We start from the raw sequence: 24,174 nt of genomic DNA on the forward strand, positions 1-24,174 counted from the left end.
CGGGCGCCCGGCAAAAGCGGCATGCGCTCCCGCGCCGCATCGGCGGCGCGGGACATGATCAGGGACGCGGCGCGGGTCCTCCGGCAAAGGCTTGGGCCGGCGCCTGGACGCCGCCACCGAGCGCGGTGAACAGGCCGACCGTATCCGACAGCCGCGCCGCACGCGCGACGACGTATTGCGCCCGCGCGGTCTGGGCCGTGGTGCCGGCATTGAGGACCTGGAAGATGCCCACGCTGCCCAGTTGCAACTGGCGCTTGGTAAATCCGAGATTGGCCGCCGCCGCCGCATCGCCCCGCTGCGCGATGGCCAGCGCCGTGGCATCGGCCGAAAGCGTGGTCAACGCGTTGCTGACATCGGCAAAGGCCTGAAGCGCCGTACCAAGATAACCGGCCTTGGCCGCGTCGAGTGCGCGTTCGGCAGCCTGTTGCTGGCGCTTGAGCGTGCCGCCCCGGAAAAGCGGTGCCGTCAGGCCCCCCAGCAACTGCCAGAACGGATTGCCATCGACGAACATGCGGCCGAAATCCTCGGCCGTGCCGCCCGCGCTAGCCGCCAGGTTGATCTGCGGCAGGCGCGCCGCGATCGCCACTTTCACATCGGCCGCCGCCCCTTCCAGCGATGCGGCCGCGGCCGCCACGTCGGGCCGGGCCTTGAGCAGGTCTGCCGGCAGAATCAGCGGCAGATTGTCGGGCAGGCGCAAATCGTCGAGCGCGGGCAGCGCCGTGCCGGAACCGAGCAACGGCATGCCCGGCGCTTTGGCGAGGAGCACGCTCAGCGCGGCCTGATTCATGCCGCTGGCGCGCACCAGGCTCGGCAACGTCCCTTCCAGCGCGGCCAGAACCGCTTCTTGCGCCACAACGTCAGACCGGCCCACGCCGCCCAGCTTTTCGCGCTGCCGCAGGATATCCAGCATCTGGCGGCCATTGGCGATCGCATCGCTGTTGGCCGCGATTTCCGCATCGAGCGCCGCGTTCTGGATCACCGCCAGCACCACGTTGGCGGCCACCATCATGCGCACGCCATTGGCCTGTGCCGCAGCGACCGCAGCACTGGCCTTGGCAGACCGCACCCGTGCCGCCCCGCCGAACACATCGGGTGCATAGCTGATACTCAACTGCGCGGTATGGAGAGAGAAAACCTGCTGCGTCGGATCGGCAAGCGGGGTCGAGAGCGTGCGCGAAAGGCGCTGGCGCTCGCTGGTAAGGCCTGCATCCACCTGGGGCAGCAAAGTCCCCCGCGTGGCCCCGACCAGCGCCTGGGCCTGGGCCATGCGGGCCTGGGCCACGGCGACATCGGTATTGGCCGCCAGCGCCTGGGCGACCAGCGTATTGATGACCGGGCTGCCGAAGGCCAGCCACCAGTCCGGCGCCACCGCCTGCCCCGGGCGGATCGACTGGGCCGGCGCGTCGCCGGCCGTGATCGGCTGGTCGAGCAGAACGCCCGGCGCGGTGCCGGTGGGGCTGGGCGGCATCGGCACGTTGACCGTGGCGGTGATCGGCGGGGATTTGGCCATCGCCGCCGGGACCAACGTGGTGGTGCCCAGCAGGGCCGCGCCGGCCAAGGCGTTGACAGCCAAGATGTTGACGGCCAAGATATTGGCGGGTCGGCGGGTCGGCAAACGGATCATGCCGGCTCTCCTTCTGGCAGCATTGCGGTATCTCCGGCATCGGCATCTTTGCGCTTGCGCGGCCCGGCGACCCGGCTGGAGAAGCGGTTGATAAGCAGCGGCAACACCAGCAGGATCAGGACCGGGGCAAGCGTCATGCCGCCCACCACCACCAGTGCCAGCGGCTTTTGCACCTGGCTGCCGATGCCCGTGGCCACCGCCGCCGGGGCCAGGCCGATCGCCGCCACAAGGCAGGTCATCAGCACCGGGCGCAGCGAATTGGTCGTGGCGTGGCGCAGCGCATCGAGCCGCGCCATGCCTTCATCCATCGCCTGGTTGAAGCTGGTCACCACCAGAATGCCATCCATCACGGCAATGCCGAACAGCGCGACGAAGCCGATCGCCGCCGAGATCGAGAACGGCGTGCCGGTAAGCATCAGGCCCAGCACCCCGCCGACCACGGCCATCGGGATCACCGAAAAGGCCAGCAGCGTGTCGCGCAGCGAGCGGAAGTTGGCATAGAGCAGGCCCAGCATCAGCAAGAGGCTGATCGGCACGACGATTTCCAGTCGTTCCACCGCGTTCTTGAGATTGCTCATCTCGCCTGCCCACTCCAGGCTGTAGCCGGCGGGCAGCATCACGTTCTTGGCGATGCGCGCCTGCGCTTCCTCCACCGCACTGCCCAGGTCACGGTCGCGGACCGAGAACTTGATCGGGATGTAGCGCTCCTGGTGCTCGCGATAGATGAAGCTGGCGCCCGTCGTCAGGCGGATGTCCGCCAGTTCCGACAGCGGCACAGAGATCGCCGTGCCGTCGGGCGCATTGGCCCCCACGGTGATACGCTTGACCGCTTCGAGGCTGTCGCGCTGGTCCGCCTGGAGGCGCACCATGATCGGGAAATGGCGGTCAGTATGCGGCTCGTAGAGATCGCCCGGCGATGTGCCGCCGATCGCGGCCTGCACCGTCTGGTTGACGTCGTCCACGCTCAGGCCATAGCGGGCGGCCTTTTCGCGATCGACGTCGATCCGCACCGTCGGCTGGCCCAGCGACTGGAAGATGCCCAGGTCGGTGATCCCGCGCACTTTGGCCATCTGGTCGCGCATCTGGCCCGCCAGGCGTTCCAGCGTGACCAAGTCAGGCCCGAACAGCTTGACCGAGTTGGCGCCTTTCACGCCCGATGCGGCCTCTTCGACATTGTCTTCGATGATCTGCGAAAACGAGAAGTCGACTCCCGGATAGCGGGACTGCAGCTTGGCCGAAAGATCGGCAACCAGCTTTTCCTTGTCCATCCCCTTGGGCCATTCGTCGAACGGCTTGAGCGGGACGAAGTATTCCACGTTGAAGAAGCCGGTGGCATCGGTGCCGTCGTCCGGGCGGCCGTGGGCAGACAGAACCGCGGTCACTTCGGGATAGGCCATGATGTCGCGGCGGATCGCCCGGGCCACCGGCTCACCCGCATCGAGCGAGATCGCCGCGGGCAGCGTGGCGCGAATGTACATGTTGCCCTCTTCCAGGTGCGGCAGGAACTCCACCCCCAGCGAACGCACGCCGACGAACGCGCCGATCACCATGGCCGCGCCCATGCCGATCGCCAAGATCTGGTTGCGGAAGCAGAAAGCGGCGACCGGCTCGTAGATCTTGCGGATGCGCGAAACCAGCCAGGTTTCCGCCTCGTCAAGCTTGTCGGGCAGCATCATCGCCGAAAGCACCGGCGCCACGGTGAACGTGGCGATCAGCCCGCCGACGATGGCATAGGCATAGGTCTTGGCCATGGGGCCGAAGATGTGCCCTTCCACCCCGGTCAGCGTGAACAGCGGCAGGAAGCTGGTGATGATGATCGCGGCGGCGAAGAAGATGCCGCGGCTCACTTCGTTGCTGGCCGCCAGAACCGAGCCGATCCGGCTGGCAAAGGTATAGCGGCCCTCTTCGTGCGTTTCGATGTGATGGGATCGTTCGGCCATGTGGCGGAAAATGTTTTCCACCATGATCACGGTCGCATCCACCACCAGGCCGAAGTCCAGCGCCCCCACCGACAGCAGGTTGGCGCTTTCGCCCTGCACCGTCAGGATCAGCACCGCGAAGGCCAGCGCAAAGGGGATCGTCGCCGCCACGATCAGCGCGCTGCGCAGATTGCCCAGGAACGCCCATTGCAGGAAGAAGATCAGCAGGATCCCGGCAACCAGGTTTTCCATCACGGTGCGGGTCGTCACGCCGATCAGGTCCGACCGGTCGTAGATGCGTTCCAGGTGGACGCCGGGCGGCAGCACGCCACTGCTGTTGATCTTTTCCACCTCGGCTTTCACCGCCTGGATCGTGGGCATGGATTGCGCGCCGCGGCGCATCAGCACGATGCCCTGCACGATGTCGTCATCGGCATTCAGCCCGGCGATGCCGTTGCGCGGCATGTTGCCGATCTTCACCGTCGCGACGTCGCGCACCAGCACCGGCGTGTTGCCGTCGCGGCCCACCGGGGTCGTTTCCAGCGCCTCGACCGACTGGATGAGGCCGATGCCGCGCACGATCGCGCTTTGCGCGCCAAAGTTGATAGTCTGGCCGCCGACGTTGTCATTGGCCTTGCCGAGCGCGGAGATCACCTGCCCCACGGTCAGATGGTGGGCCTGAAGGCGGCTGTTATCGACCACCACGTCATAGCTGCGCAGCTTGCCGCCCCAGCCCGTCACGTCCACCACGCCGGGAATGGCGCGGAACCGGCGTTGCAGCACCCAGTCCTGCAAGGTCTTGAGGTCTTCGACCGAATAGCCCTTGGGCGCTGCGATGCGATAGCGATAGATTTCGCCGACCGGGCTGGTCGGCGAAATCGTCGGCACGGCGCCCCCGGGCAGTTGGGGCAGCTGCGCCAGGCGGTTGATCACCTGCTGTTGGGCCTGCTCGTAATTGAAATCATAGGTGAACTGGATCTTCACGTCGGAAAGGCCGAACAGCGAGATCGCGCGGATCGCCGTCATGTGCGGCAGGCCCGACATCTGCACCTCGATCGGAATCGTGATGCTGCGCTCCATCTCCTCGGCCGAAAGGCCCGAAGACTGCGTCACGATTTCCACCATCGGTGGCACCGGGTCGGGATAGGCTTCGATGTTGAGGTTGTAGAAGGCAATCCCGCCCGCCACCAGCATCAGCACGAAAAAGGCGACGATCGTGAGGCGCTGTCCCAGCGCATAGCGTACCAGCTTGACCATCAGTCGAGCCCCGCTTCGTTGACGAAGATGGCGCCTTGGGTCACCACTTTCTCGCCGGGTTTGAGGCCGGAAAGGATCGTCACGCGGCCATCGTGGCTTTCGCCGGTCACGACGTCACGCGCTTTGACGCGGCCCCTGCCCAGCCACACCCAAACCCGGGCGCTGTCACCTTCGTGGATGACGCCTTCATCCGGCAGGCTCAACAGTTGCTGGGTTGCCGGGGCCTGCGTCGGGTTCGGCGTAGGCGTCGGGGCCGGGTTGACGTCCTTTTCCGGCGTTTCGATCGTGAAGTTGGCGAACATCTGCGGCTTGAGCGCGCCATCGGGATTGAGGATCGTGGCGCGGACCTGCAGGCGGTGGGAAACCGGATCGATCTGGGCGCCGATGTTGTCGATTGTGGCGTCGAACGTGCGGCCCGGGAATGCCGTTGCCGTTACTACCACCTTGTCACCCAGATGCACGCGCGAAGCATCGCTTTCGGCCACCTGAGCAACCAGCCAGACCCGGGAAAGATCGGCGATCAGGAACGCGGGCGGGTTGCCGGCCGCACCGGCGCCGCCGGTCACGTACTCCCCTTGCGAGATCGAGCGGGTGACCACCACGCCGGCGATGGGCGCGCGCAGCACGGCGTTGCTGCCGGCGCCGGATCCGGCGCCGAACACGCCCAACTTGGCCTGCGCCGCTGTCACTGCGGCATTGGCGATTCCCACTTGCGACTGCGCGGCAACCAGATCACTGCGCGCCTGCTGCAGATCCTTGAGCGCGCCGCCGGCGGTGCGATAGATCTCTTCGGCGCGCTGGGCGTTTTCGGTGGCCACCCGCACCTGCGCCGCGGCGGCGGTGCGCTGGGCCAGGGCGGAGGCCAGCGCATTGCGGGCATCGGCGATGTCGGTCGTATGCACCGAAAGCAGCGGGCTGCCGGCCTGAACGCGATCGCCGTTCTGCACGAAGACCTGCTGCACCTGGCCCGAATAGGGCAGGAACACCGGGGTGGAGCGGGTTTCGTCCACCGCGATCTGGCCACTGGCGCCGGTGCGGGCAAAGCCGTCGTCGGCACCTGCCGTTTCGATCTTGAGGCTGGCGACCTGGCTTGCGGTCAATTGCACTTCGCCGGCCGGCAAAGGCGTGGGCACCGGATCGGGCTGGCGCAGCCAGGCATGCACGACGGTGGCCCCGGTTATGACCAGGGCCGCAGCGGCAACCGAAAGGGCAAGGACCCTGATCTGCTTGGTGCGGGACATCTGCGGCACGGCGTGTTCAAAGTTCATGGGGCACGGTCTTCTTTTCGGTCCGAAGAATGGCGGCCCGTCCATGAACCGTTGCCGGTGCGGGACAGACCGATGAGGCTCCCATTGGCCCAGCGCACCTGTCCGCGTGCCTAGCGGGCACGTTAAATTCCCGTAATGGTGGCCCGCGGCGCGCTGGCCCATGGCGCCCGTGTCTGCCCGAACGCGGTAAACAGCCCGCGCAATCAAAGAGTGCAATTGCCTGCTTTCCTGCCTAGGTTCGCCGCCAAAGCCATCGGAACAACCTGCGGAGCATCACTTGGCCCGGCGCCTTACGCTTTATATCGTCATCGCCATGATTCTGGGCATCGCCACGGGCTATGCACTCAACCGCGCGTTCCCGGCAGACAGCGCCGCACTGGCCACGGCCGCGCGGACGCTTCAGTTGCTGCCCGACGTTTTCCTGCGGCTGATCAAGATGATCATCGCCCCGCTGATCCTGGCGACGCTGGTTTCCGGCATTGCCGGCATGGGCGACAGCGCGGCCCTCGGTCGCATCGGCGGGCGGGCGCTGGCCTGGTTCGTCACCGCCAGCCTGATCTCGATCAGCCTGGGGCTGGTCCTGGTCAATCTGTTCCGCCCCGGCCACGGCCTGCAGTTCGGTGCCCCGGCCCGGGTAGGCGATCTCGCCACGGCCGATTTCACCGTGCATCATTTCGTGCTGCAGATCGTGCCGACCAGCCTGATCGATGCCATGGCACAGAACAACGTTCTGCAGATCCTGGTTTTTTCCCTGTTTGCCGGCCTTGCCCTTTCCGCGATCGGCGAAAAAGGCGCACCGCTTGTGCGGGGAAGCGAGGCTCTGGCCAGCCTGATGCTGACGATGACCGACTATGTGATGAAAGCCGCGCCGCTTGCCGTTTTCGGCGCGCTTGCGGCGGTCGTCGCCACCAGGGGGCTGGGCATCATCGTGACCTATGGCGTGTTCGTGTCCGAATTCTATTTCGCGCTGGCGCTGCTGTGGGGCCTGCTGCTGGGATTGGGGGCGATTTTCCTGGGGCGGCGCGTTCTCGTTCTGGCGCGCTACATCCGCGAACCCGTGCTTCTGGCGTTCTCTACCGCCAGTTCGGAAAGCGCACTGCCGCGCCTGTTCGAAAAGCTTGACCGGTTCGGCGTGCCCCGGCGCATCTCGGGCTTTGTCCTGCCGCTCGGCTATTCGTTCAACCTCGACGGCTCGATGATGTACACCAGCTTTGCGACACTGTTCATCGCGCAGGCCTATAACATCCCGCTGTCCTGGCAGCAGCAGGTGGCCATGCTCCTTACTTTGATGGTCACGTCCAAGGGCATTGCCGGCGTGCCGCGCGCCAGCCTGGTGGTGATCGCCGCCACGCTCACCCAGTTCGGCCTGCCGGTGGAAGGCATTGCCCTGCTTCTGGGCGTGGACACGTTTCTCGACATGGGCCGCACGGCTACCAACGTGGTCGGCAATGCCGTTGCCACGGCGGTGATCACCCGCTGGGAGGGGATGTTGCAACCGCCGCTCGATCCCGATGCTCCCGCGCCCGTGCCGCCCCACGATACGCCCGAACACGGGCGCCGCGGGCTGAACCTGGACCCCGGGCAATAACCTCTTCCGCCGGCCCGTTTCGCCCGGCTTTCTTGCGGGCTCATTTCTTATCGGCTCATTTCGTACCGACTGGGCGAACCAGCGTCACCGGCTGGAACTGGCCCAGCCCGCACGATCCGCGCCAGCCGCCGCCGGGACCCACCTGGATCACCGTGATGATATCGACGTTGCACAGCTGCGACAGGCTGGTGGCATAGGTAAAAGTGCGGTTGAAGGCCAGGCCGTTGCAGCGATTGGGCAGGACATTGCGATACCAGCGCCTCCCCACGCGGAAATCGATAGTCCAGTCGTCGCGCACGCGGCTTTCTCTGATCTGGCCGAGCGGGATGCAGCTCTGCGGCGGTCCTGCCGGCAACGCGGCGGGAATACGCATGGCATGCCCGTCTGCGCTCATCGCTCTGGGGCCGTTGTCGGGCGCGCAGGCCCCCAGGGCTAGCAGGCCGGCGACAATCGCGGTTGCACGGATCATGGCATCCACTCCATCAGCATCCCGCGCGCTCAGGCGCTTTTCGTGCGCGGCACCCTTTTCCCGGTAACTGGCAACCTGGCACCCCGCTCCAGAAGCTTACCCTTGAAGCCGCACAGGTCAACCACCGGACAGCGCCAGCATTCGGGCGCCCGCGCCTTGCAGACATAGCGTCCGTGCAGGATCAGCCAGTGGTGCGCCCCCAGGCGGAAGGGCGCCGGTACTTTCTTGTCCAGGCCCGCCTCCACCGCTTCGGGCGTCTTGCCTCTGGCAAGGCCCGTCCGGTTGCCGACGCGGAAGATATGCGTATCCACCGCAAAGGTTTCGCGGCCGAACGCGGTGTTGAGCACGACATTGGCCGTCTTGCGCCCGACACCGGGCAGCGCGGTCAACGCGTCGCGATCGGCTGGAACCTCGCCGCCATGATCGCGCAGCAGGATTTTCGAAAGGGCGATCACGTTTCTGGCCTTCATGTTGAACAGGCCGATGGACTTGATGTGATCCTTGAGGCCCGCCTCGCCCAGCGCCACCATCTGCGCCGGCGTCTTGACCGTTTCGAACAGCTGACGGGTGGCCTTGTTCACCCCCACGTCGGTGGCCTGGGCCGAAATGGTCACCGCCACCAGCAGCTGGAACGTGTTGCCATAGGCCAGTTCCGTTTCCGGGGCGGGATTGGCTTCGGCAAGACGGCGGAAGAATTCGAAGATCTGGTCCTTTTTCAAGCGCGCTCGCCTCCCAGGCCCAGCACTTGCGGCATGGCATAGCGGCCCGGGCCTTGCGCCATCAGCCATTGTGCGGCGCGGATCGCCCCCTTGGCGAAAATGCCCCGGTTCTCGGCCAGGTGCGACAGGCTCAATCGTTCGCTGTCGGTCAGGAAATGGACCGCGTGATCGCCCGCGACGCTGCCGCCGCGCAGCGCGGCAAAGCCGATCGTGCCGCCCTCGCGCGCGCCGGTCATGCCGTCGCGCCCGCGGATGGCCACGTCCTTGAGCGCCACGCGGCGGCCGCGCGCCGCCGCTTCGCCCAGCAGCAGGGCCGTGCCCGAGGGCGCATCCACTTTCATCCGGTGATGGGTTTCGACGATCTCGATGTCCCACTCCTCGCCCAGCCGCGCCGCCGCTTCCTGCACCAGGTGCGCCAGCAGCGTCACGCCAAGCGAGGTATTGCCAGTCTGCAGCACGGGAATCGATACGGCCGCAGCATCGATCAGCCAGTGGTGCCGCTCTTCCAGGCCCGTCGTGCCCACCACGATCGGCGTGGCCGCGCCGATGGCGGCGTCGAGATTGAACTCCAGTGCTGCGGGCGCCGAAAAATCGATCAGCACGTCGCTCTGCGCCGCCAGCGCGGCTGCGTCGCCACCGCGATCGATTCCGCCCGCCAACGTGTGCCCGGCCACGGACACCGCCGCCTGCAAGGCCTGCCCCATGCGCCCTGCGCTGCCGATGATGCCGATGCGTGCCATGGTCCCGTCGCGTCCTTTGCCTCGTCGCGCCCCTTTACGGCCTTTCCCGGTCCCGGGTCGAGCCTCAATGCGCGGGCCGCGCGCGGCGGCGATCATGCCGGTTGGCACCGCCGCGCCGATCCGGCATGATCGCCGGCATGACTTTGCCCCGGCATATCGTGATCCTCACCGGCGCGGGCGTTTCGGCCGAAAGCGGGATCGACACCTTTCGCGGTGCCAACGACGGGCGCGGCGGGCTGTGGGAACAGCACCGCATCGAGGATGTCGCCACGCCCGAAGCCTTTGTCCGCGCGCCCGATCTGGTCCTGCGTTTCTATGACATGCGCCGTGCCGCCATTCAGGAAAAGGTGCCCAACGCCGCCCATCGCGCGCTTGCCCGGCTGGAGCGCGAGTGGCCCGGCAAAGTGCCCGGTGGCGCGGTCACGCTGGTCACCCAGAACGTCGACGACCTGCACCTGCGCGCCGGTTCGCGCAATCTCATCGCCATGCACGGGCAGCACCTTTCCGCCTGGTGCACCGCCTGCGACGCGCGCCACGCCTGGACCGGGCCATTGATCGACCGGCCGCCCTGCCCCTCGTGCGAGACGCGGGCGCTACGCCCGGATATCGTGTGGTTCGGCGAAGTGCCTTATCGCATGGACGATATTCACGCCGCCATGGAACGGGCCGATCTGTTCGTCTCGATCGGTACGTCCGGCGCGGTCTATCCGGCGGCGGGCTTTGTGCGGCTTGCGCGCGAAATCGGGATCGAAACGCTCGAACTCAATCTCGAGCGCAGCCAGGGCTCCGCCTGGTTTCACGATACGCGGCTGGGGCCGGCCACGCAGGTCGTGCCAGACTGGGTGGACGAACTGCTCAAGCTGCCGTGATTGCCGCGGCGCGTTCGCGCGCGAAAAAGCCCGGCCGAGCTTCCAGGGAGTCTCGGGCCGGGCCAGGTTCAGGTTTGCAGCGAGCGCTGCGCCCCTCGGATCGCAATGCAGGGCTAGCCTGTTCCCGGCCCGCTGCCATCCCTCAAATGCGGTATGCTTCGTTCTTGTCAGGCGCCGGTTGCCGCACAGGCGGCGCAGGCCGGATCCTTGGTGACTCGCAGCGTGCGCAACCCGGGCTTGAGCCCGTCGATCACGTGCAAGTGGCCCCACTGGGGATCGCCCAACGATGCCGCGCCGTCCAGCAGCACGCGCAGCGCCGCCATCGCTCCGAACGTGCCGACCATGCCGACCATGGCCCCCAGCACGCCCTGATCGGCGCAGCTATCGCAATCCTGCGCATCGAACGCATCGCCCACCAGGCAGCGATAGCAGGCCTGATCCTTGCGGTGCCCGGCAAAGTTGCCCACCTGGCCCTGAAACCGCCCCAGCGCCGCGCTGGTCAGCGGCAGGCCTGCCGCCACGCAGGCGTCCGAAACGGCAAGACGCGTGGCGAAGTTGTCCGATCCGTCGAGCACGACATCGGCCCCGGCCAGCAGGGCGGCGGCATTATCGCGCCCGATCCGCGCGGCATGCACGGTCACGGCCAGGGCCGGATCGAACCGCGCCACCCATTCGCCGGCCGCCGCCGCCTTGGGCCGGCCCACGTCGGCGGGCGTGAAAATCGTCTGGCGCTGAAGATTGGATGGCTCAACCACGTCATCATCGATCAATGTCAGGCGCCCCACGCCCGCGCCCGCCAGATATTGCAGCACCGGGGCGCCGATGCCGCCGATGCCGACCAGCACTGCATGGGCTTGGACGAGGCGCGCCTGCCCCGCCCCACCCACTTCGGGCAAAACGATATGGCGGGCAAAACGATCGAGGCGGTCGGGCGTCATGGGTTGGCGGTAAGGCCAAGCCGGCAAAAAGACCAGACGGCCGTTTGCCAAGGGGCCGCCCCGGGGCCACAAGGGCGGCATGAGGGAACGCATCTGGATCGCGCTGATCCTGGGCCTGCTGCTGGGCCTGGCGATCGGCTGGTGGGGCAAGGGGCGCTGGGCGCAGGGAGAATGCACGCGCCGGGGCGGTACGTGGTTCGAAACGGCCAGCGCCTGTGGAAAAACCAGTGTAAAACCCTGAGGGCAACCGGTGCACGGCGACGGGACAACCCGCGCCGCGCCCAGCGCTGGCCCAATGGCGCGATCAGTCTTCCAGCTGGCGCAGCAGCGTGCGTACGTCACCGTCCATGTCGGCGTCGCGGCTGCGCAGATCCTCGATCAGGCGCACCGCGTGAATCACCGTCGAATGGTCCCGCCCGCCGAACTTGCGGCCGATTTCGGGATAGGACCGGGGCGTCAGCACTTTGGCCAGGTACATCGCCACCTGGCGCGGCCGCACCACGGCGCGGGCCCGGCGCTTTGAGGCCATTTCCGAACGATCGACGCGATAGAACTGGCACACCGTCCGCTGGATTTCATCGATGGTGATGCGGCGGCGATTGGCCGAGAGAATGTCGGTCAGCTGCTCTTCGGCCAATTGCAGGCTCACCTGCTGGCCGGTCAACTGGGCAAAGGCGATCAGCTTGTTGAGGCCGCCGACCAGTTCGCGCACGTTGCGGTTGATCGTGCGGGCAAGGAATTCGACCACATCCTGCGGCACCTGGGCGCTGGTGAAGCGCGACAAGCGGTGCTCCAGGATCTGACGTCGCAGTTCGATGTCCGCGGGCAGGATATCGGCCACGAGACCCATCGAAAGGCGCGAGAGCAGGCGCTGTTCCACCCCGTCGAGCGCCTGGGGCGCGCGGTCGGCGGCCACCACCAGGCGCTTGCCGGCGCTGAGCAGGGCATCGATCGTGTGCAGGAATTCCTCCTGGGTGCTGGCCTTGCCGATGATGAACTGGATATCGTCCACCAGCAGCATGTCGAAGCTGCGCAGGCGGGACTTGAACTCGATCATCTCGTTCTGGCGCATGGCCTGGACGAATTCGATCATGAACCGCTCGGCCGAACAATAGAAAACCCGCGCGCCCGGCCGCGCCGCCAGAAAGCCGTTGGCGATGGCATGCAGCAGATGGGTCTTGCCCTGGCCGGTGGAGCCCTTGAGGTACAGCGGCGAAAACTGCGGCGTTTCGGCGGCGGCCATGCGCTGCGCGGCATTGAGCGCCAGAACGTTGGCGCTGCCGGCGACGAATTCGGCAAAAGTCAGCGAGGGATCGATGCCCGATGCGGCCAGATCGAAGCCGGCCAGGGCCGGTGCCGCTGCCCTGCTCATCGGGGGCAGCGTCGGCGCGCCTTCGTTGGCAGCGGGCACGCGCAGATCGGCCGCGGTACGGCCGCCCACGCGCAGTTCGGGCATGGTCCGCCGGCGCGGATGCACGGTGATACGCACCTGGCGCACTTCGGCCCGGGCGATCTTCCATGCCAGCGAAAGCCGGTCGGCAAAACGGTCGGCAACCCAGTTGGCGGAAAATTCGGTGGGCAGGAACAGGTCGAGCGTGCCCGTTTCCTTGCAGAAGCTGCCCAGCTGGATCGGCTTGATCCACTGCGCATGCAGCTGCGGCCCCAGATCTTTCTTCAGGCCTTGGCTGATATCGGCCCAATCGGCCGCCAGGTCGAGTGCTTCCTGGTCTTCCATCCCCCCGTCACGTCCTTTCCGTGGTGCCGTGGCCTGGCCGGCCGCGCGCCCACCGCCTGTTGCAGGGGAAGCGGTCCCGTCGTCAGGGCCTGCTCCACCGCGGGAACCGACTGCGGCCATCCCGTTCGTGCCGCCGCTCGTACCGCCAAACTGATCCATCTTCACGTTTCGCCGCCCCACGTCCTTGCCCGGCTTGTCGCCGGAAGCCCCCCAAAAAACCTGCCGTGCCCCGGTGCGGCGTACAAAGCACCAAGGCCAGCCACCGCCATTCCGCAGACACGGCTCCCCGCCCGCCCCGTGCCATGACAGACACGGCGGATGCCGTCTCGAGCGATGTTTCGTGATACCGTGCGCCGGTCGATCTGCATCACAGCAAACCGGCCAACGCACCGCGCGTTCCCTGTCTATGAGGCACGGCATGGGCCGCGCAACCCCACTGGCAGCAAAATTTCTGAAATAATTAGCCTTGACACGTCAACTGCGCGATATTCGCATAAGCTATTGATCGGAAATGGATTAATAAAATCAGTATCGCGCGAATCGCCACAAATCCGTCACTTACCTTTCAGCACGTGTCATCGAAACGTAGCACAAATTGCCATAAAAAATGGCCGGCGTTCACCACGCCGGCCATGCCATGCTGTTCTACGGCCCGGTCGCTGTCCGAAAAGGACAGCCAATGCCGAATCAGAGTGCGGCGACTCGCTTGCTCAGGCGCGAGAACTTGCGCGCGGCGGTGTTCTTGTGGACCACGCCCCGGGCCACGCCGCGTGCCAGCTCCGGCTGGGCGGCCTTGAGCGCTTCGACCGCAATGGCCTTGTCGCCACCGGCAATGGCGGTTTCCACCTTCTTCACGAACGTACGAATGCGCGAAAGACGATTGCCGTTGATTTCGGCGCGGCGTTCGTTGCGACGGATGCGCTTGCGGGCTTGCGGCGTATTGGCCATGTCTGTCCTGTTTCTGTCCTCTGGCGGGCCGCCCGGTGGCGGACCGGAAAATTCCGATGGTGTGTTCGACTTGGTCGTTTCGACAAGGCAGGCAAGCCCGCCGGAAAGCGGCGCCCTTACCGGGCCCTGGGCGAATCGTCAAGGCGATGCTTGCGCCGCGCAGGCATGGGGCGCCTTGCACTGCCCTCCGAACTCAGGCGCTCGGCCGCAGCAGCAGCTTGCCCGTTTCGCCCGCCGCGGTTAGCGCAAAGCGGTTTATCAGGTCGGCGATGGCCAGGCGCACCGCGCCGGTAACGACCCTGCCCACGGCTGCTGGCAGCACCTCGAACGCGATCCAGGCGCCGGCCGGGCGCGCAGCGGCACGCGTGTGCACGAAGCGCAGGGGATCGAAACGCTGCGGATCGTGCCAGAGTGCCGGATCGGCATGGGTCGCCGCCGGGCTGATCGCCACGCGCGTGCCTGCTTCCAGCCAGTGATCGTGAAAGGCGAGCGGCACTGCCAGACAGCGTTCCACCAGCAGTGGCGCGGGCATCAGGCGCATGGCTTCGCACGTGGCCATGTCGACAAGCTCCAGCGGCCGTGCCACGGCGCCGGCCGGGCCGGCAGAGGCCGTGCAGGGGCTGCGCAGTTCGGCGCGCAGAGTATCCTGCCAATCGGGCACGGCTGCCAGATGGCGGGCCAGCGTACCCAGCACGCGCAGGCAGGTGGCATGGCTGGCCTGCAGCACGGCCACGACGCCGGGATCGCCCTGCCCGGCCTGGGCCAGCCCATGGGCCAGCGCCTGGCGCGCGCCTTCGGGCGAAGAGGGCAATCCGCGCGGCATGGCCCGGCGCAGCAGGCTGCCGCTGTCGTTCAGCGTGGCAAGCGCCGCCGCCAGCCGTTCGGCCGCACCGGCTTCATGCGGCAGACCCGTTGCCGCCGTCACCAGGGCCCGCGCGAGCGCCATGGCCATAGCGGGCTGAAAACGCACCGTGCCAGGGCGCCATCGCGCCAGCTCGGCATGCATTGCCCCAGCCAGCAGATCGTTGTCGAAGGGCAGATCGGTTTCGGCCGCCGGCGCAGCGAACAGCAGGCCCGCATCATCCAGCATCAGGCGATTGAGCACCGGATCGAGCAGGATCACCCGCCCGCCGCGGCGGAACACCGGCCCCAGCCGCGCCCGCTCGCGCAGCAGCAGCGCGGCCTCGTCGCCCCAGGCCAGGGCCGGCTGGCGGGTACCGCGCGCCAGGACATCGCGGTCGCATGGGCCTGCGGCATCACCGGCGCCGCGGCGGCATCGAGGTTCTGCAAGGGAATGGCCGGTGTCAGCATGCTCTCTCCATCGGCCAGACCTGTTCCCGGTCCTCCTCCACCGGCGAACGATGCCACGTCGGGCCGGCGTGTCAAATGCCGGCTGGTTTGTGCCTCATGGCCTTATCCAGCCAGCCAGCTCGCGCCGGATCAGCGCTTCGAGCAGATCGATACCCGCTGGCGAAACGTTGAGGCACGAGAGGACGGCAAAGTCGCTGCCGCCGGACGCCAGGAAATCGTCCCGCCCGCGCAAGGCCAGCTCTTCCAGCGTTTCCAGGCAATCGGCCGAAAAGCCGGGCGCCGCGACCGCCACTTTGCGCACGCCGTCGCGGGCAAGGTTCACCAGCGTGGCGTCGGTTGCCGGCTCAAGCCACTTGGCGCTGCCGAAACGCGATTGAAAGCTGGTCATCACTTTCATTCCCGGATGGCTTTGCGCCAGCGCCGCCTCCAGCAGGCGCGACATCTTGCGGCAGTGGCAGTGATAGGGATCCCCCCGGTGCAGCGTGCGCACGGGCATGCCGTGATAGCTCAGCAGGAGCACCTCGGGCACGAAGGCCAGATCCGCGATCTGCCGGGTCAGATCGGCATGGAGCGCGGCGATCGTCATGGCGTCGTCGTGATAGGGTGGCAGCGTGCGCAAGGCCGGCAGGCGGCGGCGCGCTTTCACCCAGTCGGCCAAGGCATCGAGCGCGCTTGCCGTGGTGGCGGCACAATATTGCGGATAGAGCGGCGCCACCAGGATGCGTTCGCACCCCGCGGCCAGCAGCGCGTCGAGCGCGGGGGCCATGGCCGGGTTCTGATAGCGCATGGCATGGCGCACGATCGCCGCATCGCCCAGCCTGGCCTGCAACGCGCGCGCCTGGCCGGCGGTGATCGCCGCCAGAGGCGATCCATCCGGACCCCACACCTGGGCATAGGCGTGGGCCGATTTGCGCGGCCGCACGCGCAGGATGATGCCGCGCAGGATGGGCTGCCACAGCACGGCGGGCAGCTCCACCACGCGCCGGTCTGACAGGAACTGCGCCAGATAGCGGCGTACGGCGCCCGGTTCCGGCGCATCGGGGGTGCCAAGGTTCACCAGCAGCACGCCGATCCGCCCGGTCGCCACCGGCGGATGATCGGCCGGCAGGTGGGCGGGACAGGCATGGGGCGGGGCGGCAGCGACTATCACAGCGGGCATCACAGGCCTTCAGACAAGAGCGGCAGGCGGCGCAAGCGCAGCCCGGTGGCCGAAAACAGCGCATTGGCAATGGCCGGGGCCACCGCGACAACCCCCAGATCGCCGGGATCGAAGGGCTGCGCGCTGCTATCGACAAAGACAACATCGACCTTGGGGCAATCGGCCAGCACCGGCAGGCCCAGCTGGCTGAAATGCCCGGACTGCGGCCGCCCGGTGGCATAGCCGGTGCTGCCGCCCACCGCCAGGCCCAGGCCGAAAATCAGCCCACCTTCGATCTGTTGCCGCGCCAGATCCATGTTGATCACGCGGCCGATATCGACGCAGGCGCTCAGCCTGTCGACGCGGATCGCGCCGTCGGCCTGGCGCGCCGTGGCCACCACCGCGATATGGCCCTGGCGCGGCCCCTCCGCCCCCTCGATCGTCATGGCGTGGCAGGCGATCCCCTGGCCCGAAGCGTCGGCCCCGCCCCCCCACATCGCCAGGCGGGCCACCCCTTGCAGGCAAGCGGCCAGGCGCGGCTGCCTGCCCAGCATCGCCATGCGGAACGAAAGCGGCTCGTTGCCGCCGAAATGGGCGCACTCGTCGATGAAGCATTCGTTGAGGAACGCCATCATCGCGGCGCCGCCGCCCCGCATCCGCGCCGTGGCCAGCGGCAAGGCTACCGGCACGTGATCCACAGCGCATTCGGGAATGGCATAGGGCGGCATGGCCCCCTCCAGCGCGAGCGGATCGGCGTTGCCCTGCCAGCGGCGCGCGCTGGCCGCGCTTTCACCGTCCAGCGCGCGCGCGGCGGTTTCGCGCAAACTGGCGGGCGTGGCGATGCGGCTGCGCCAGCCGAGCAGCATCTGCCTGTCGGGGCTCATGCCCGCTTCGAGCAGGGCGGAGACAGGCGCACGCGGCAGACCGGCCAGCGACTCCTGCCAGCGTGACCAGGTGAGTTGCACCGGCTTGCCCGTCGCGCGCGCCAGCGCCGCCGCCTCGGCCGCGATCCGCGCGTCGAGCCGCGCATCGAAACTGCCGCCGGCCGCGAGGGGATAGACAACGACATCGGCCTGGGCGAGGCCGGCCGCGCGGGCCGCCTCGCGCCGGGCCGCCTGGGGCGCCTGCGTCGCCAGCCAAAGCTCCAGCCGCCCATGCTCGATCCGGGCGGTGCAACTGGCCGGTTCGAGCGGCGCGTGCAATGCCGGCTCTATATCGTATCGGGCCGCAAGGCTCGGCGTTTCGAGCAAAGCCGTGGGATCGCCCCGTGCCCACAGGCGCCTGCCAGGCTTGCCTTTGCGTAGCGCGTCGTCCAGCGCCGTCTCGATGGCCGTGCTGTCGGCCACGGCACCGCGCGGGCGAAAGCGCGGCTCCATCGCGGCCACCGCGCGGTCGGCCGCATGCCAGGTCACGCCGATCGCCGCCAGCCAGCCCCGGGCATGGACCACGCCCAGGCAGCCGGGCACCCGCGCCGCCGCCTGCGCGTCCCAGCTCGACAGCACGCAATCGCCCTGCGGTCCGTGGGCAATGGCGGCATGAACCATGCCCGGCAGGCGCACGTCGGCAGCAAAGACAAAGCTGCCATCCACCTTGGCCGGCACGTCCAGCCGGGGATAGGCCGGCCTGCTGCCCGCAGGAAAGCGACCGGGCGCTTCGCGCGCAGGATCGGCGCGCAATGGCGCATCGGCCGGCGGATCGCTTTCGAGCGCGGCTTCCACCAGCCGGCCGAACGGCAGGCGCCGGTTGCCGCGGCGCGCCGTCACGGCATGGCCTCGCGTGTCGAGATCTTCGGCCGCCATGCCCCACTGCCGGGCGGCGGCGGCCACCAGCTGTGCGCGCAAGGCTGCCGCCGCTTCGCGCAGCGGCTGTTCGAACGCCGCAAGGCCGGTCCCCGCGACGGTCAGCATCATCGGCCCCCGTTCGGCTTTCAGGCGAGTAAGACCATTGGCCGGATCGGCCAGCACATCGGGCAGGACGGGCAGCCAGGTCGGCAGCCACAACGGCGCCCAATGCGCGGCCAGCACGGCATCGGCATAGGCCGGGCTCAGCGGCGCGGGTTCCACTGCCACCTGCGCCCAATCGGCGCCGAGTTCCACCGCCACGATCTGGGCCAGCAGCGTCGTCACCCCCTGGCCCATTTCGCATGCGGGCACGGCCACGGTCAGTGTGCCGTCGCGCGCCAGCTTGAGAAAGGCGTTGACCACCCGGCCGTCCTTGCCCGCGGCCAGCGGCGGCGCATAGTGACGCGGCACCAAGGCAAAGGCCGCGATCAGCGCGCCGCCCGCCCCCGCCCCGATCAGCACGCCGCGCCGGGTCGGCTTCAATCCGTGCAAAGCGGGCGGCAGGGCCATGGCGCGCGAATCAGGCGGTCTGGTCCAGCGCCGCCAGCACGGCGCGCGCGATGGCGGCAAAGGCCTGGGCCTGCGGGCCTTCGCCGGCCGCCGGCGGCTCGCCGGCGTCGCTTTGCCGGCGGATCGCGATGTCGAGCGGCACCCGGCCCAGAAACGGAATGCCCATTTCCCGGGCCGTCCGTTCCGCCCCGCCGTGGCCGAACGGGTCGCTCACCTGGCCGCAATGGGGGCAGAGATAGCCCGCCATGTTCTCCACAAGGCCCAGCACCGGCACTTTGCCCTGATCGAACAGGCTGATCGCGCGGGTGGCATCGATCAAGGCGAGATCCTGCGGCGTCGAAACGATCACCGCGCCTGTCGGCTTGTGCTTTTGCAGCATGGTCAGCTGCACGTCGCCCGTGCCGGGCGGCAGATCCACCACCAGGATTTCCGCGTCGCCCCAATCGGCATCGATCAGCTGGCCCAGCGCGCTGCCGGCCATCGGGCCGCGCCAGGCAATGGCCTGGCCGGGCTGCACCAGGTGCCCCATCGACAGCATCGGGACGCCCCAGGGGCTGGGCACGGGAATCATGGTCTTGTCGCGGGATTCGGGCTTGCGCCCTTCGGTTGCCAGCAGGCGCGGCTGCGACGGACCATAGATATCGGCATCGACCAGGCCCACCTTGCGCCCCTGCCGGGCCATGGCCACGGCCAGATTGGCCGACAGCGTGGATTTGCCCACGCCCCCTTTGCCCGATCCCACCGCCAGGATCCGGCGCATCCGCTTTTCCGCCGTCAGCGCCACGCGCAGTTCGGCAAGGCCGGCGGCGGCGGCGGCATCGCGGGCGGCCCGTTCCAGCGCGCCGCGCGCATCGGCGTCAAGCCCGCCGGCATCGATCACCGCCGTCCCGCTGGTGCCGGTTATGCGCAGCGCGTGGAGCCGCGCGGTGCCCACGGCATCGGCAATGGCCCGGCGCACGGCCGCTTCGTCGATCGTCACTGCTTTTGTCCAGTCCCTTGCGCCGCCGCCAGGCCCGGCGGGCGCCGCCCGAATGCCCTAGGCGGCGCGGACGGATTCCGCAACGCCACGGTTGCCCTTGCGAGGCTGCGCAATTGGTCCACGCCGCCTGGCAGACGAATTTTGGGAACGAGACACTGTTTTTCGCGCAATCGCTTCCTATAACATCGAACATGATTGCTTTTGGTGGATTGGCCCTGCGCGCTCTGGCGCCTTTTTCGGAAACCCGGTCATGACCGACCGCAAGAGCCCTTGGGGCCGGAACGACGGGGACGGCCGCGCTGGCCACGAGGATGGCGCTACACCGGCGGAAAGCGGCGACGGCGCGGCGCCGGGCGACTCTTCGGCGGATGCGCCCGGGTCCGATTCTTCGGGAGCAGACGCGTCCGGCAGCGATGGAGCAAAGCCGCCGACCCCCGGCAACCGGCCCAGATCCGACGGTCCGCGCAACCCCTGGTTGCCACCCGGAAGCGACGGGCGCCGCCCGCCCAGCATCGAAGACATCTTTCGCGCCCGCGCCGGCAGGCCCGGCGGAGGCGGCAATGGCAGCGGCGGTCTGGGCGGCGGCAGGGGCGGCAGTCCCTTGCTCGGTGGTCGCGCCCCAAACTGGCGCCTTCCGCCCCGCCCGGACGGCAAGTCATGGTGGCCGCTGGGCGTCGCCGCCGTTGCCCTGCTATGGCTGGGCGGATCGTCCATGCATCGCCTGGCGCCGCAGGAACAAGGCGTCGTCACCACGTTCGGCGCCTATTCCCGCACGCTCGGCCCGGGCGTTTCCTTTACCCTGCCCTGGCCGATCCAGTCGGTGCAGACGCGCGATGTCACGTCGATCCAGCGCGAAACCATACCCGAGGGCGATGGCGAGCGCCTGATGCTGACCAGCGACCAGAACCTGGTCAATCTCAATTACCTGGTGCGCTGGAACATCAAGGATCTCAAGCTCTATACTTTTCAGCTCGCCGATCCCGACCAGACCGTGCGCGAAGTGGCCGAAGCCGCGATGCGCGCCACCGTTGCCGAAGTGAATTTCAACGAGGCAATGGGCACGGGTCGCGCCATGGTGGAACAGAGCGTGCGCGAACGCATGCAGCGCGTGCTCGATGCCTATCGTTCGGGCGTCAAGATTCAGGGGGTCGAGATCACCAAGATCGATCCCCCGGCAAAAGTGGTCGATGCGTTCAAGGCCGTTCTCGCCGCCCAGCAGAAAGCGCAGGGTGACGTGAACGAGGCGCAGGGCTGGGCCCAGAAGAAACTGGCCACTGCCCAGGGCGAGGCCGCCGCCTTCGATAAGGTGTACGAGCAGTACAAGCTGGCCCCGGACGTGACCAAGCGGCGGATGTATTACGAAACGATGGAGCGCGTCCTGGCGCAGACCGACAAGGTGATCGTCGAGGCACCGGGCACCGTGCCCTATCTGCCGCTGCCGGCGCTGCGCAGCAGCCTGCCCGATAGCACCCGCCAGGGGGAGCAACGCTGATGCCCGAGCGCTTCCTTCATGACAAGCGCCTGCTGATCGCCCTGGTCGTGGCGATCGTTGCGCTGCTTTCCTGCGTGATCGTGGTGCCCGAAACGCAGCAGGTGGTGATCGTGCGGCTGGGCCAGCCGATGCGCGTGGTCAACCGCTTTGCCCCCAATGCCGATTTCGGCCATTCGGGCGCGGGGCTGGTCTGGCGGCTGCCGTTCGTCGAACAGGCCGTGCGCATCGATCGTCGCGTGCTCGACGTGGACATGGAAAGCCAGCAGGTCACTTCGCTCGATCAGCGGCGGCTGGAGGTCGATGCCTATGCCCGCTTCCGGGTGATCGACCCGATCCGCATGTACGAAACCGCCGGATCGGTGGACCGCGTGGCGCAGCAGCTTCAGCCCATTCTCAATTCGGTGCTGCGCCAGGAACTGGGCAAGCGCACGTTCGCCTCGCTGCTCACGCCCGAGCGCGGCCAGGCGATGGCCCGCATCCGCGAGGGGCTCGACCGCCAGGCGCGCGAATATGGCGCGCAGGTGATCGACGTGCGGATCAAGCGCGCCGATCTGCCCGACGGCACGCCGCTGGAATCGGCCTTCGCCCGCATGGCCACCGCCCGCGCGCAGGAGGCGGCCACCATCCAGGCCCAGGGCCAGAAGAACGCGCAGATCATCCGCGCCCAGGCCGAGGCGGAAGCGGCACGCATCTATGCCGCAAGCTTCGGCAAGGACCCGGACTTCTATGATTTTTACCGCGCCATGCAGAGCTATGATTACACGTTTACCCGAAAAGACAGCAATACCAGCGTCATCCTTTCGCCAGACAATCGCTATCTGAAGCGGTTCAAGGGCGAATAGCGGGAAACTGTTCCATTCAAAGTCCGTTCATGCGACGAAGCGTGAAACGGCACTCTCGGAACGGGCACAATTTCCCCACATCTGCGTCAAGCAACAAGCGAATAAAGGACCAACCCTCGTGCGATACGCTTATGGAGTGACTTCGGCGCTGCTTCTCGCCGGCAGCGCGCTCACGCTGGCAACGGGATTTCCCGCCGGCGCCCAGGTAGCGCAGAACGACAGTTCGCAGATCCAGGCCATCACCCCGCGTCAGGGCGCGCCCGCCAGCTTTGCCGATCTGACGGCCCAGTTGCAGCCGGCCGTGGTCAACATTTCCACGCGGCAACGCGTCAAGGTCCAGAACAACAATCCTTTTGCCGGGACCCCGTTCGGCGATCTGTTCGGTGGCGGCCAAGGCGGCGGCGGCGGCACGCGCGAGGCGCAGTCGCTGGGTTCGGGCTTCATCATTTCGGCCGATGGCTATGTCGTCACCAACAACCACGTGATCACCGCCGATGGCCAGGGTGAAGTGGAATCGATTTCGGTCACCACGCCGGATGGCACCGAATACCCTGCCAAGCTGATCGGCAAGGATGCCGCCTCCGATCTGGCCGTGCTCAAGATTTCGGCGCCTCGGCCCTTCCCCTTTGTCAAGTTCGGCGATTCGCGGCGCGCGCGGGTGGGCGACTGGGTGATTGCCATCGGCAATCCCTTCGGTCTGGGCGGCACGGTGACCCAGGGCATCATTTCGGCCGTCTATCGCGCCACCGGGTCGGGCAGCGCCTATGACCGCTATCTGCAGACCGATGCCTCGATCAACCGGGGCAACTCGGGCGGCCCGATGTTCGACATGGCCGGCAACGTGATCGGCATCAACAACGCGATTTTCTCGCCCACTGGCGGCAGCGTCGGCATCGGCTTTGCCATTCCGGCCGAAATCGCGGCGCCGATCGTCGAGAAGCTCAAGAACGGTCAGGCGATCGAACGGGGCTATCTGGGCGTGCGCATCCAGCCGGTCACCGACGATCTTGCCGCTTCGCTCGGCCTGCCCAAGAACCGCGGCGAATTCGTCCAGTCGGTCGAACCGGGTGGTGGTGCGGCCAAGGCCGGTCTTCAGGCGGGCGACGTGGTCGTTCGCGTTGACGGCAAGGAAGTCAAGCCTGACCAGACGCTGTCGTTCATCGTGGCCAACACTCCGCCGGGCAAAAGCGTGGCGATCGACCTGGTGCGCAATGGCCGGCCGATGACGGTCAATGCACTGGTGGGCAAGCGTCCGAGCGACGAGGAGCTGGCCAGCCAGGCGTTCGACCCCGATCAGCAGGACGACAACGGGTTTGGCGACGGCAACGACAACCAACCGCCGCAGCGCCAGGCGCCGGCCGGCGGCCTGATCCAGAAATCGCTTGGGCTGGCGGCCGTGCCGTTGACTCCGCAGATCGCGCGGCAGCTGGGCGTCAGCGAAACGACCCGCGGCCTGGTGATCACGGGTGTCGACAGTTCGTCTGATGCCGGGGTCAAGGGACTGCAGCGCCGCGACATCATTTTGTCGGCAGACTATCGCGCCATCACGACTCTGGCCGAGCTGGAAGCCATCGTGCGCCAGTTCAAGCAGAGCAACCGCGAAGCGCTGCTGTTGCTGGTACAGCGCGCGGGCCAGCCGCCGATCTATCTGCCCGTCCGCCTGCGCTGATTTCCGGCGCCGCGTAAAACACGCGCGGATCCATGGAAAAAAGGCCGGTGCCCATCGGGCGCCGGCCTTTTCCGTTGTGCGGGCACGGCGTCAATACGTGGCAGCCGGGTCGCTCGCGGGAAAGCTTTCGTCCACCACGTCGTCCTGCTTGTCCCACTTGGGAGACTTCGAACGCATGCCGTCTTCGCCGGCCGAACGGACTTTAGAGAAATTCTCGCCCGGTGCATCGCCCGTGGCAAAGGCGGCGGGCTCGTCCCGCTCGTTCTTTTTCTGCACGGCGCGGTAGATCACGTATCCGGCCGCCGTCGCGGCGGCCAA

Annotated in this window: 21 protein-coding genes; 6 read left to right on the forward strand and 15 right to left on the reverse strand. The window is 67.6% G+C overall.

Annotated features, from left to right (window positions below):
• Positions 1 to 58 precede the first annotated feature (58 nt).
• From AC3EDY_RS02645 to AC3EDY_RS02655, 3 genes are read right to left on the reverse strand one after another with little or no spacing between them, the layout of a single operon-like run.
• A complete protein-coding gene (locus tag AC3EDY_RS02645) occupies positions 59 to 1,624 on the reverse strand; it encodes an efflux transporter outer membrane subunit (protein WP_488570916.1) in 1,566 nt (521 codons plus the stop codon).
• The gene (locus tag AC3EDY_RS02650) at positions 1,621 to 4,800 is read right to left on the reverse strand and encodes an efflux RND transporter permease subunit (protein WP_488570917.1); all 3,180 of its coding nucleotides are present in this window, start codon (positions 4,798 to 4,800) and stop codon (positions 1,621 to 1,623) included. The genes AC3EDY_RS02645 and AC3EDY_RS02650 overlap by 4 nt, the downstream gene beginning before the upstream one ends.
• Entirely contained in the window at positions 4,800 to 6,068 is a 1,269-nt protein-coding gene (locus AC3EDY_RS02655) for an efflux RND transporter periplasmic adaptor subunit (protein WP_488570918.1), read from the reverse strand. The genes AC3EDY_RS02650 and AC3EDY_RS02655 overlap by 1 nt, the downstream gene beginning before the upstream one ends.
• Before the next feature lie 277 nt (positions 6,069 to 6,345).
• Between AC3EDY_RS02655 and AC3EDY_RS02660 the strand changes: the two genes are divergently transcribed.
• The gene (locus tag AC3EDY_RS02660; protein ID WP_488570919.1) at positions 6,346 to 7,656 is read left to right on the forward strand and encodes a dicarboxylate/amino acid:cation symporter; all 1,311 of its coding nucleotides are present in this window, start codon (positions 6,346 to 6,348) and stop codon (positions 7,654 to 7,656) included.
• A gap of 55 nt (positions 7,657 to 7,711) precedes the next feature.
• On the opposite strand, the gene AC3EDY_RS02665 is transcribed toward AC3EDY_RS02660, so the two are convergent.
• The 3 genes from AC3EDY_RS02665 to dapB are packed head-to-tail and all read right to left on the reverse strand — an operon-like array spanning position 7,712 to position 9,584.
• Entirely contained in the window at positions 7,712 to 8,125 is a 414-nt protein-coding gene (locus AC3EDY_RS02665) for a hypothetical protein (protein WP_488570920.1), read from the reverse strand.
• A gap of 29 nt (positions 8,126 to 8,154) precedes the next feature.
• Positions 8,155 to 8,844, reverse strand: a complete 690-nt coding sequence (nth, locus tag AC3EDY_RS02670) for an endonuclease III (RefSeq protein ID WP_488570921.1) — start codon at positions 8,842 to 8,844, stop codon at positions 8,155 to 8,157.
• Positions 8,841 to 9,584, reverse strand: coding sequence for a 4-hydroxy-tetrahydrodipicolinate reductase (gene dapB / locus AC3EDY_RS02675; RefSeq protein WP_488570922.1), 744 nt, complete (start codon positions 9,582 to 9,584; stop codon positions 8,841 to 8,843). Before dapB ends, nth begins: the two co-directional genes overlap by 4 nt.
• 137 nt (positions 9,585 to 9,721) lie before the next feature.
• On the opposite strand from dapB, the gene AC3EDY_RS02680 reads away from it, so the two are divergent.
• The gene (locus AC3EDY_RS02680) at positions 9,722 to 10,453 is read left to right on the forward strand and encodes an NAD-dependent deacylase (RefSeq protein WP_488570923.1); all 732 of its coding nucleotides are present in this window, start codon (positions 9,722 to 9,724) and stop codon (positions 10,451 to 10,453) included.
• Between the two features lie 167 nt (positions 10,454 to 10,620).
• On the opposite strand, the gene AC3EDY_RS02685 is transcribed toward AC3EDY_RS02680, so the two are convergent.
• The gene (locus tag AC3EDY_RS02685; RefSeq protein ID WP_488570924.1) at positions 10,621 to 11,391 is read right to left on the reverse strand and encodes a HesA/MoeB/ThiF family protein; all 771 of its coding nucleotides are present in this window, start codon (positions 11,389 to 11,391) and stop codon (positions 10,621 to 10,623) included.
• A 79-nt stretch (positions 11,392 to 11,470) separates the two neighbouring features.
• Here AC3EDY_RS02685 and AC3EDY_RS02690 point away from each other — a divergent pair, with 79 nt between their 5' ends.
• On the forward strand, positions 11,471 to 11,632 hold the full coding sequence (locus AC3EDY_RS02690) for a hypothetical protein (RefSeq protein ID WP_488570925.1): 162 nt from the start codon (positions 11,471 to 11,473) through the stop codon (positions 11,630 to 11,632).
• Between the two features lie 63 nt (positions 11,633 to 11,695).
• Here the strand turns inward: AC3EDY_RS02690 and dnaA are convergent, their stop codons facing one another.
• The 7 genes from dnaA to AC3EDY_RS02725 all read right to left on the reverse strand — a co-directional run bounded on the left by dnaA (position 11,696) and on the right by AC3EDY_RS02725 (position 19,853).
• Positions 11,696 to 13,126: a chromosomal replication initiator protein DnaA gene (dnaA, locus tag AC3EDY_RS02695; protein ID WP_488570926.1), complete on the reverse strand. Its 1,431-nt coding sequence runs from the start codon at positions 13,124 to 13,126 to the stop codon at positions 11,696 to 11,698.
• A gap of 687 nt (positions 13,127 to 13,813) precedes the next feature.
• Positions 13,814 to 14,074, reverse strand: a complete 261-nt coding sequence (gene rpsT, locus AC3EDY_RS02700; protein ID WP_488570927.1) for a 30S ribosomal protein S20 — start codon at positions 14,072 to 14,074, stop codon at positions 13,814 to 13,816.
• Positions 14,075 to 14,267: 193 nt separating this feature from the next.
• Positions 14,268 to 15,218 (reverse strand): cytochrome P450, encoded by a 951-nt coding sequence (locus tag AC3EDY_RS02705; RefSeq protein WP_488570928.1) that lies wholly within the window; start codon positions 15,216 to 15,218, stop codon positions 14,268 to 14,270.
• Complete coding sequence (locus tag AC3EDY_RS02710; protein ID WP_488570929.1) at positions 15,194 to 15,442, reverse strand: hypothetical protein; 249 nt, start codon at positions 15,440 to 15,442, stop codon at positions 15,194 to 15,196. Before AC3EDY_RS02710 ends, AC3EDY_RS02705 begins: the two co-directional genes overlap by 25 nt.
• Positions 15,443 to 15,479: 37 nt before the next feature.
• Positions 15,480 to 16,544 (reverse strand): ferrochelatase, encoded by a 1,065-nt coding sequence (gene hemH, locus AC3EDY_RS02715; protein ID WP_488570930.1) that lies wholly within the window; start codon positions 16,542 to 16,544, stop codon positions 15,480 to 15,482.
• Complete coding sequence (locus AC3EDY_RS02720) at positions 16,544 to 18,874, reverse strand: molybdopterin cofactor-binding domain-containing protein (RefSeq protein ID WP_488570931.1); 2,331 nt, start codon at positions 18,872 to 18,874, stop codon at positions 16,544 to 16,546. Before AC3EDY_RS02720 ends, hemH begins: the two co-directional genes overlap by 1 nt.
• Before the next feature lie 10 nt (positions 18,875 to 18,884).
• Positions 18,885 to 19,853, reverse strand: a complete 969-nt coding sequence (locus AC3EDY_RS02725; RefSeq protein ID WP_488570932.1) for an Mrp/NBP35 family ATP-binding protein — start codon at positions 19,851 to 19,853, stop codon at positions 18,885 to 18,887.
• 250 nt (positions 19,854 to 20,103) lie between these two features.
• On the opposite strand from AC3EDY_RS02725, the gene hflK reads away from it, so the two are divergent.
• The 3 genes from hflK (at position 20,104) to AC3EDY_RS02740 (ending at position 23,856) form a co-directional block, all read left to right on the forward strand.
• Complete coding sequence (gene hflK, locus AC3EDY_RS02730) at positions 20,104 to 21,345, forward strand: protease modulator HflK (protein WP_488570933.1); 1,242 nt, start codon at positions 20,104 to 20,106, stop codon at positions 21,343 to 21,345.
• Entirely contained in the window at positions 21,345 to 22,187 is an 843-nt protein-coding gene (hflC, locus tag AC3EDY_RS02735; RefSeq protein ID WP_488570934.1) for a protease modulator HflC, read from the forward strand. Before hflK ends, hflC begins: the two co-directional genes overlap by 1 nt.
• A gap of 118 nt (positions 22,188 to 22,305) precedes the next feature.
• Positions 22,306 to 23,856, forward strand: a complete 1,551-nt coding sequence (locus tag AC3EDY_RS02740; protein ID WP_488570935.1) for a Do family serine endopeptidase — start codon at positions 22,306 to 22,308, stop codon at positions 23,854 to 23,856.
• 90 nt (positions 23,857 to 23,946) lie between these two features.
• Here AC3EDY_RS02740 and AC3EDY_RS02745 read toward each other — a convergent pair whose 3' ends face one another.
• Positions 23,947 to 24,174, reverse strand: a complete 228-nt coding sequence (locus tag AC3EDY_RS02745; protein WP_488570936.1) for a hypothetical protein — start codon at positions 24,172 to 24,174, stop codon at positions 23,947 to 23,949.

The sequence above is a fragment of the Novosphingobium sp. DS6-6 genome (genome assembly GCF_057784975.1).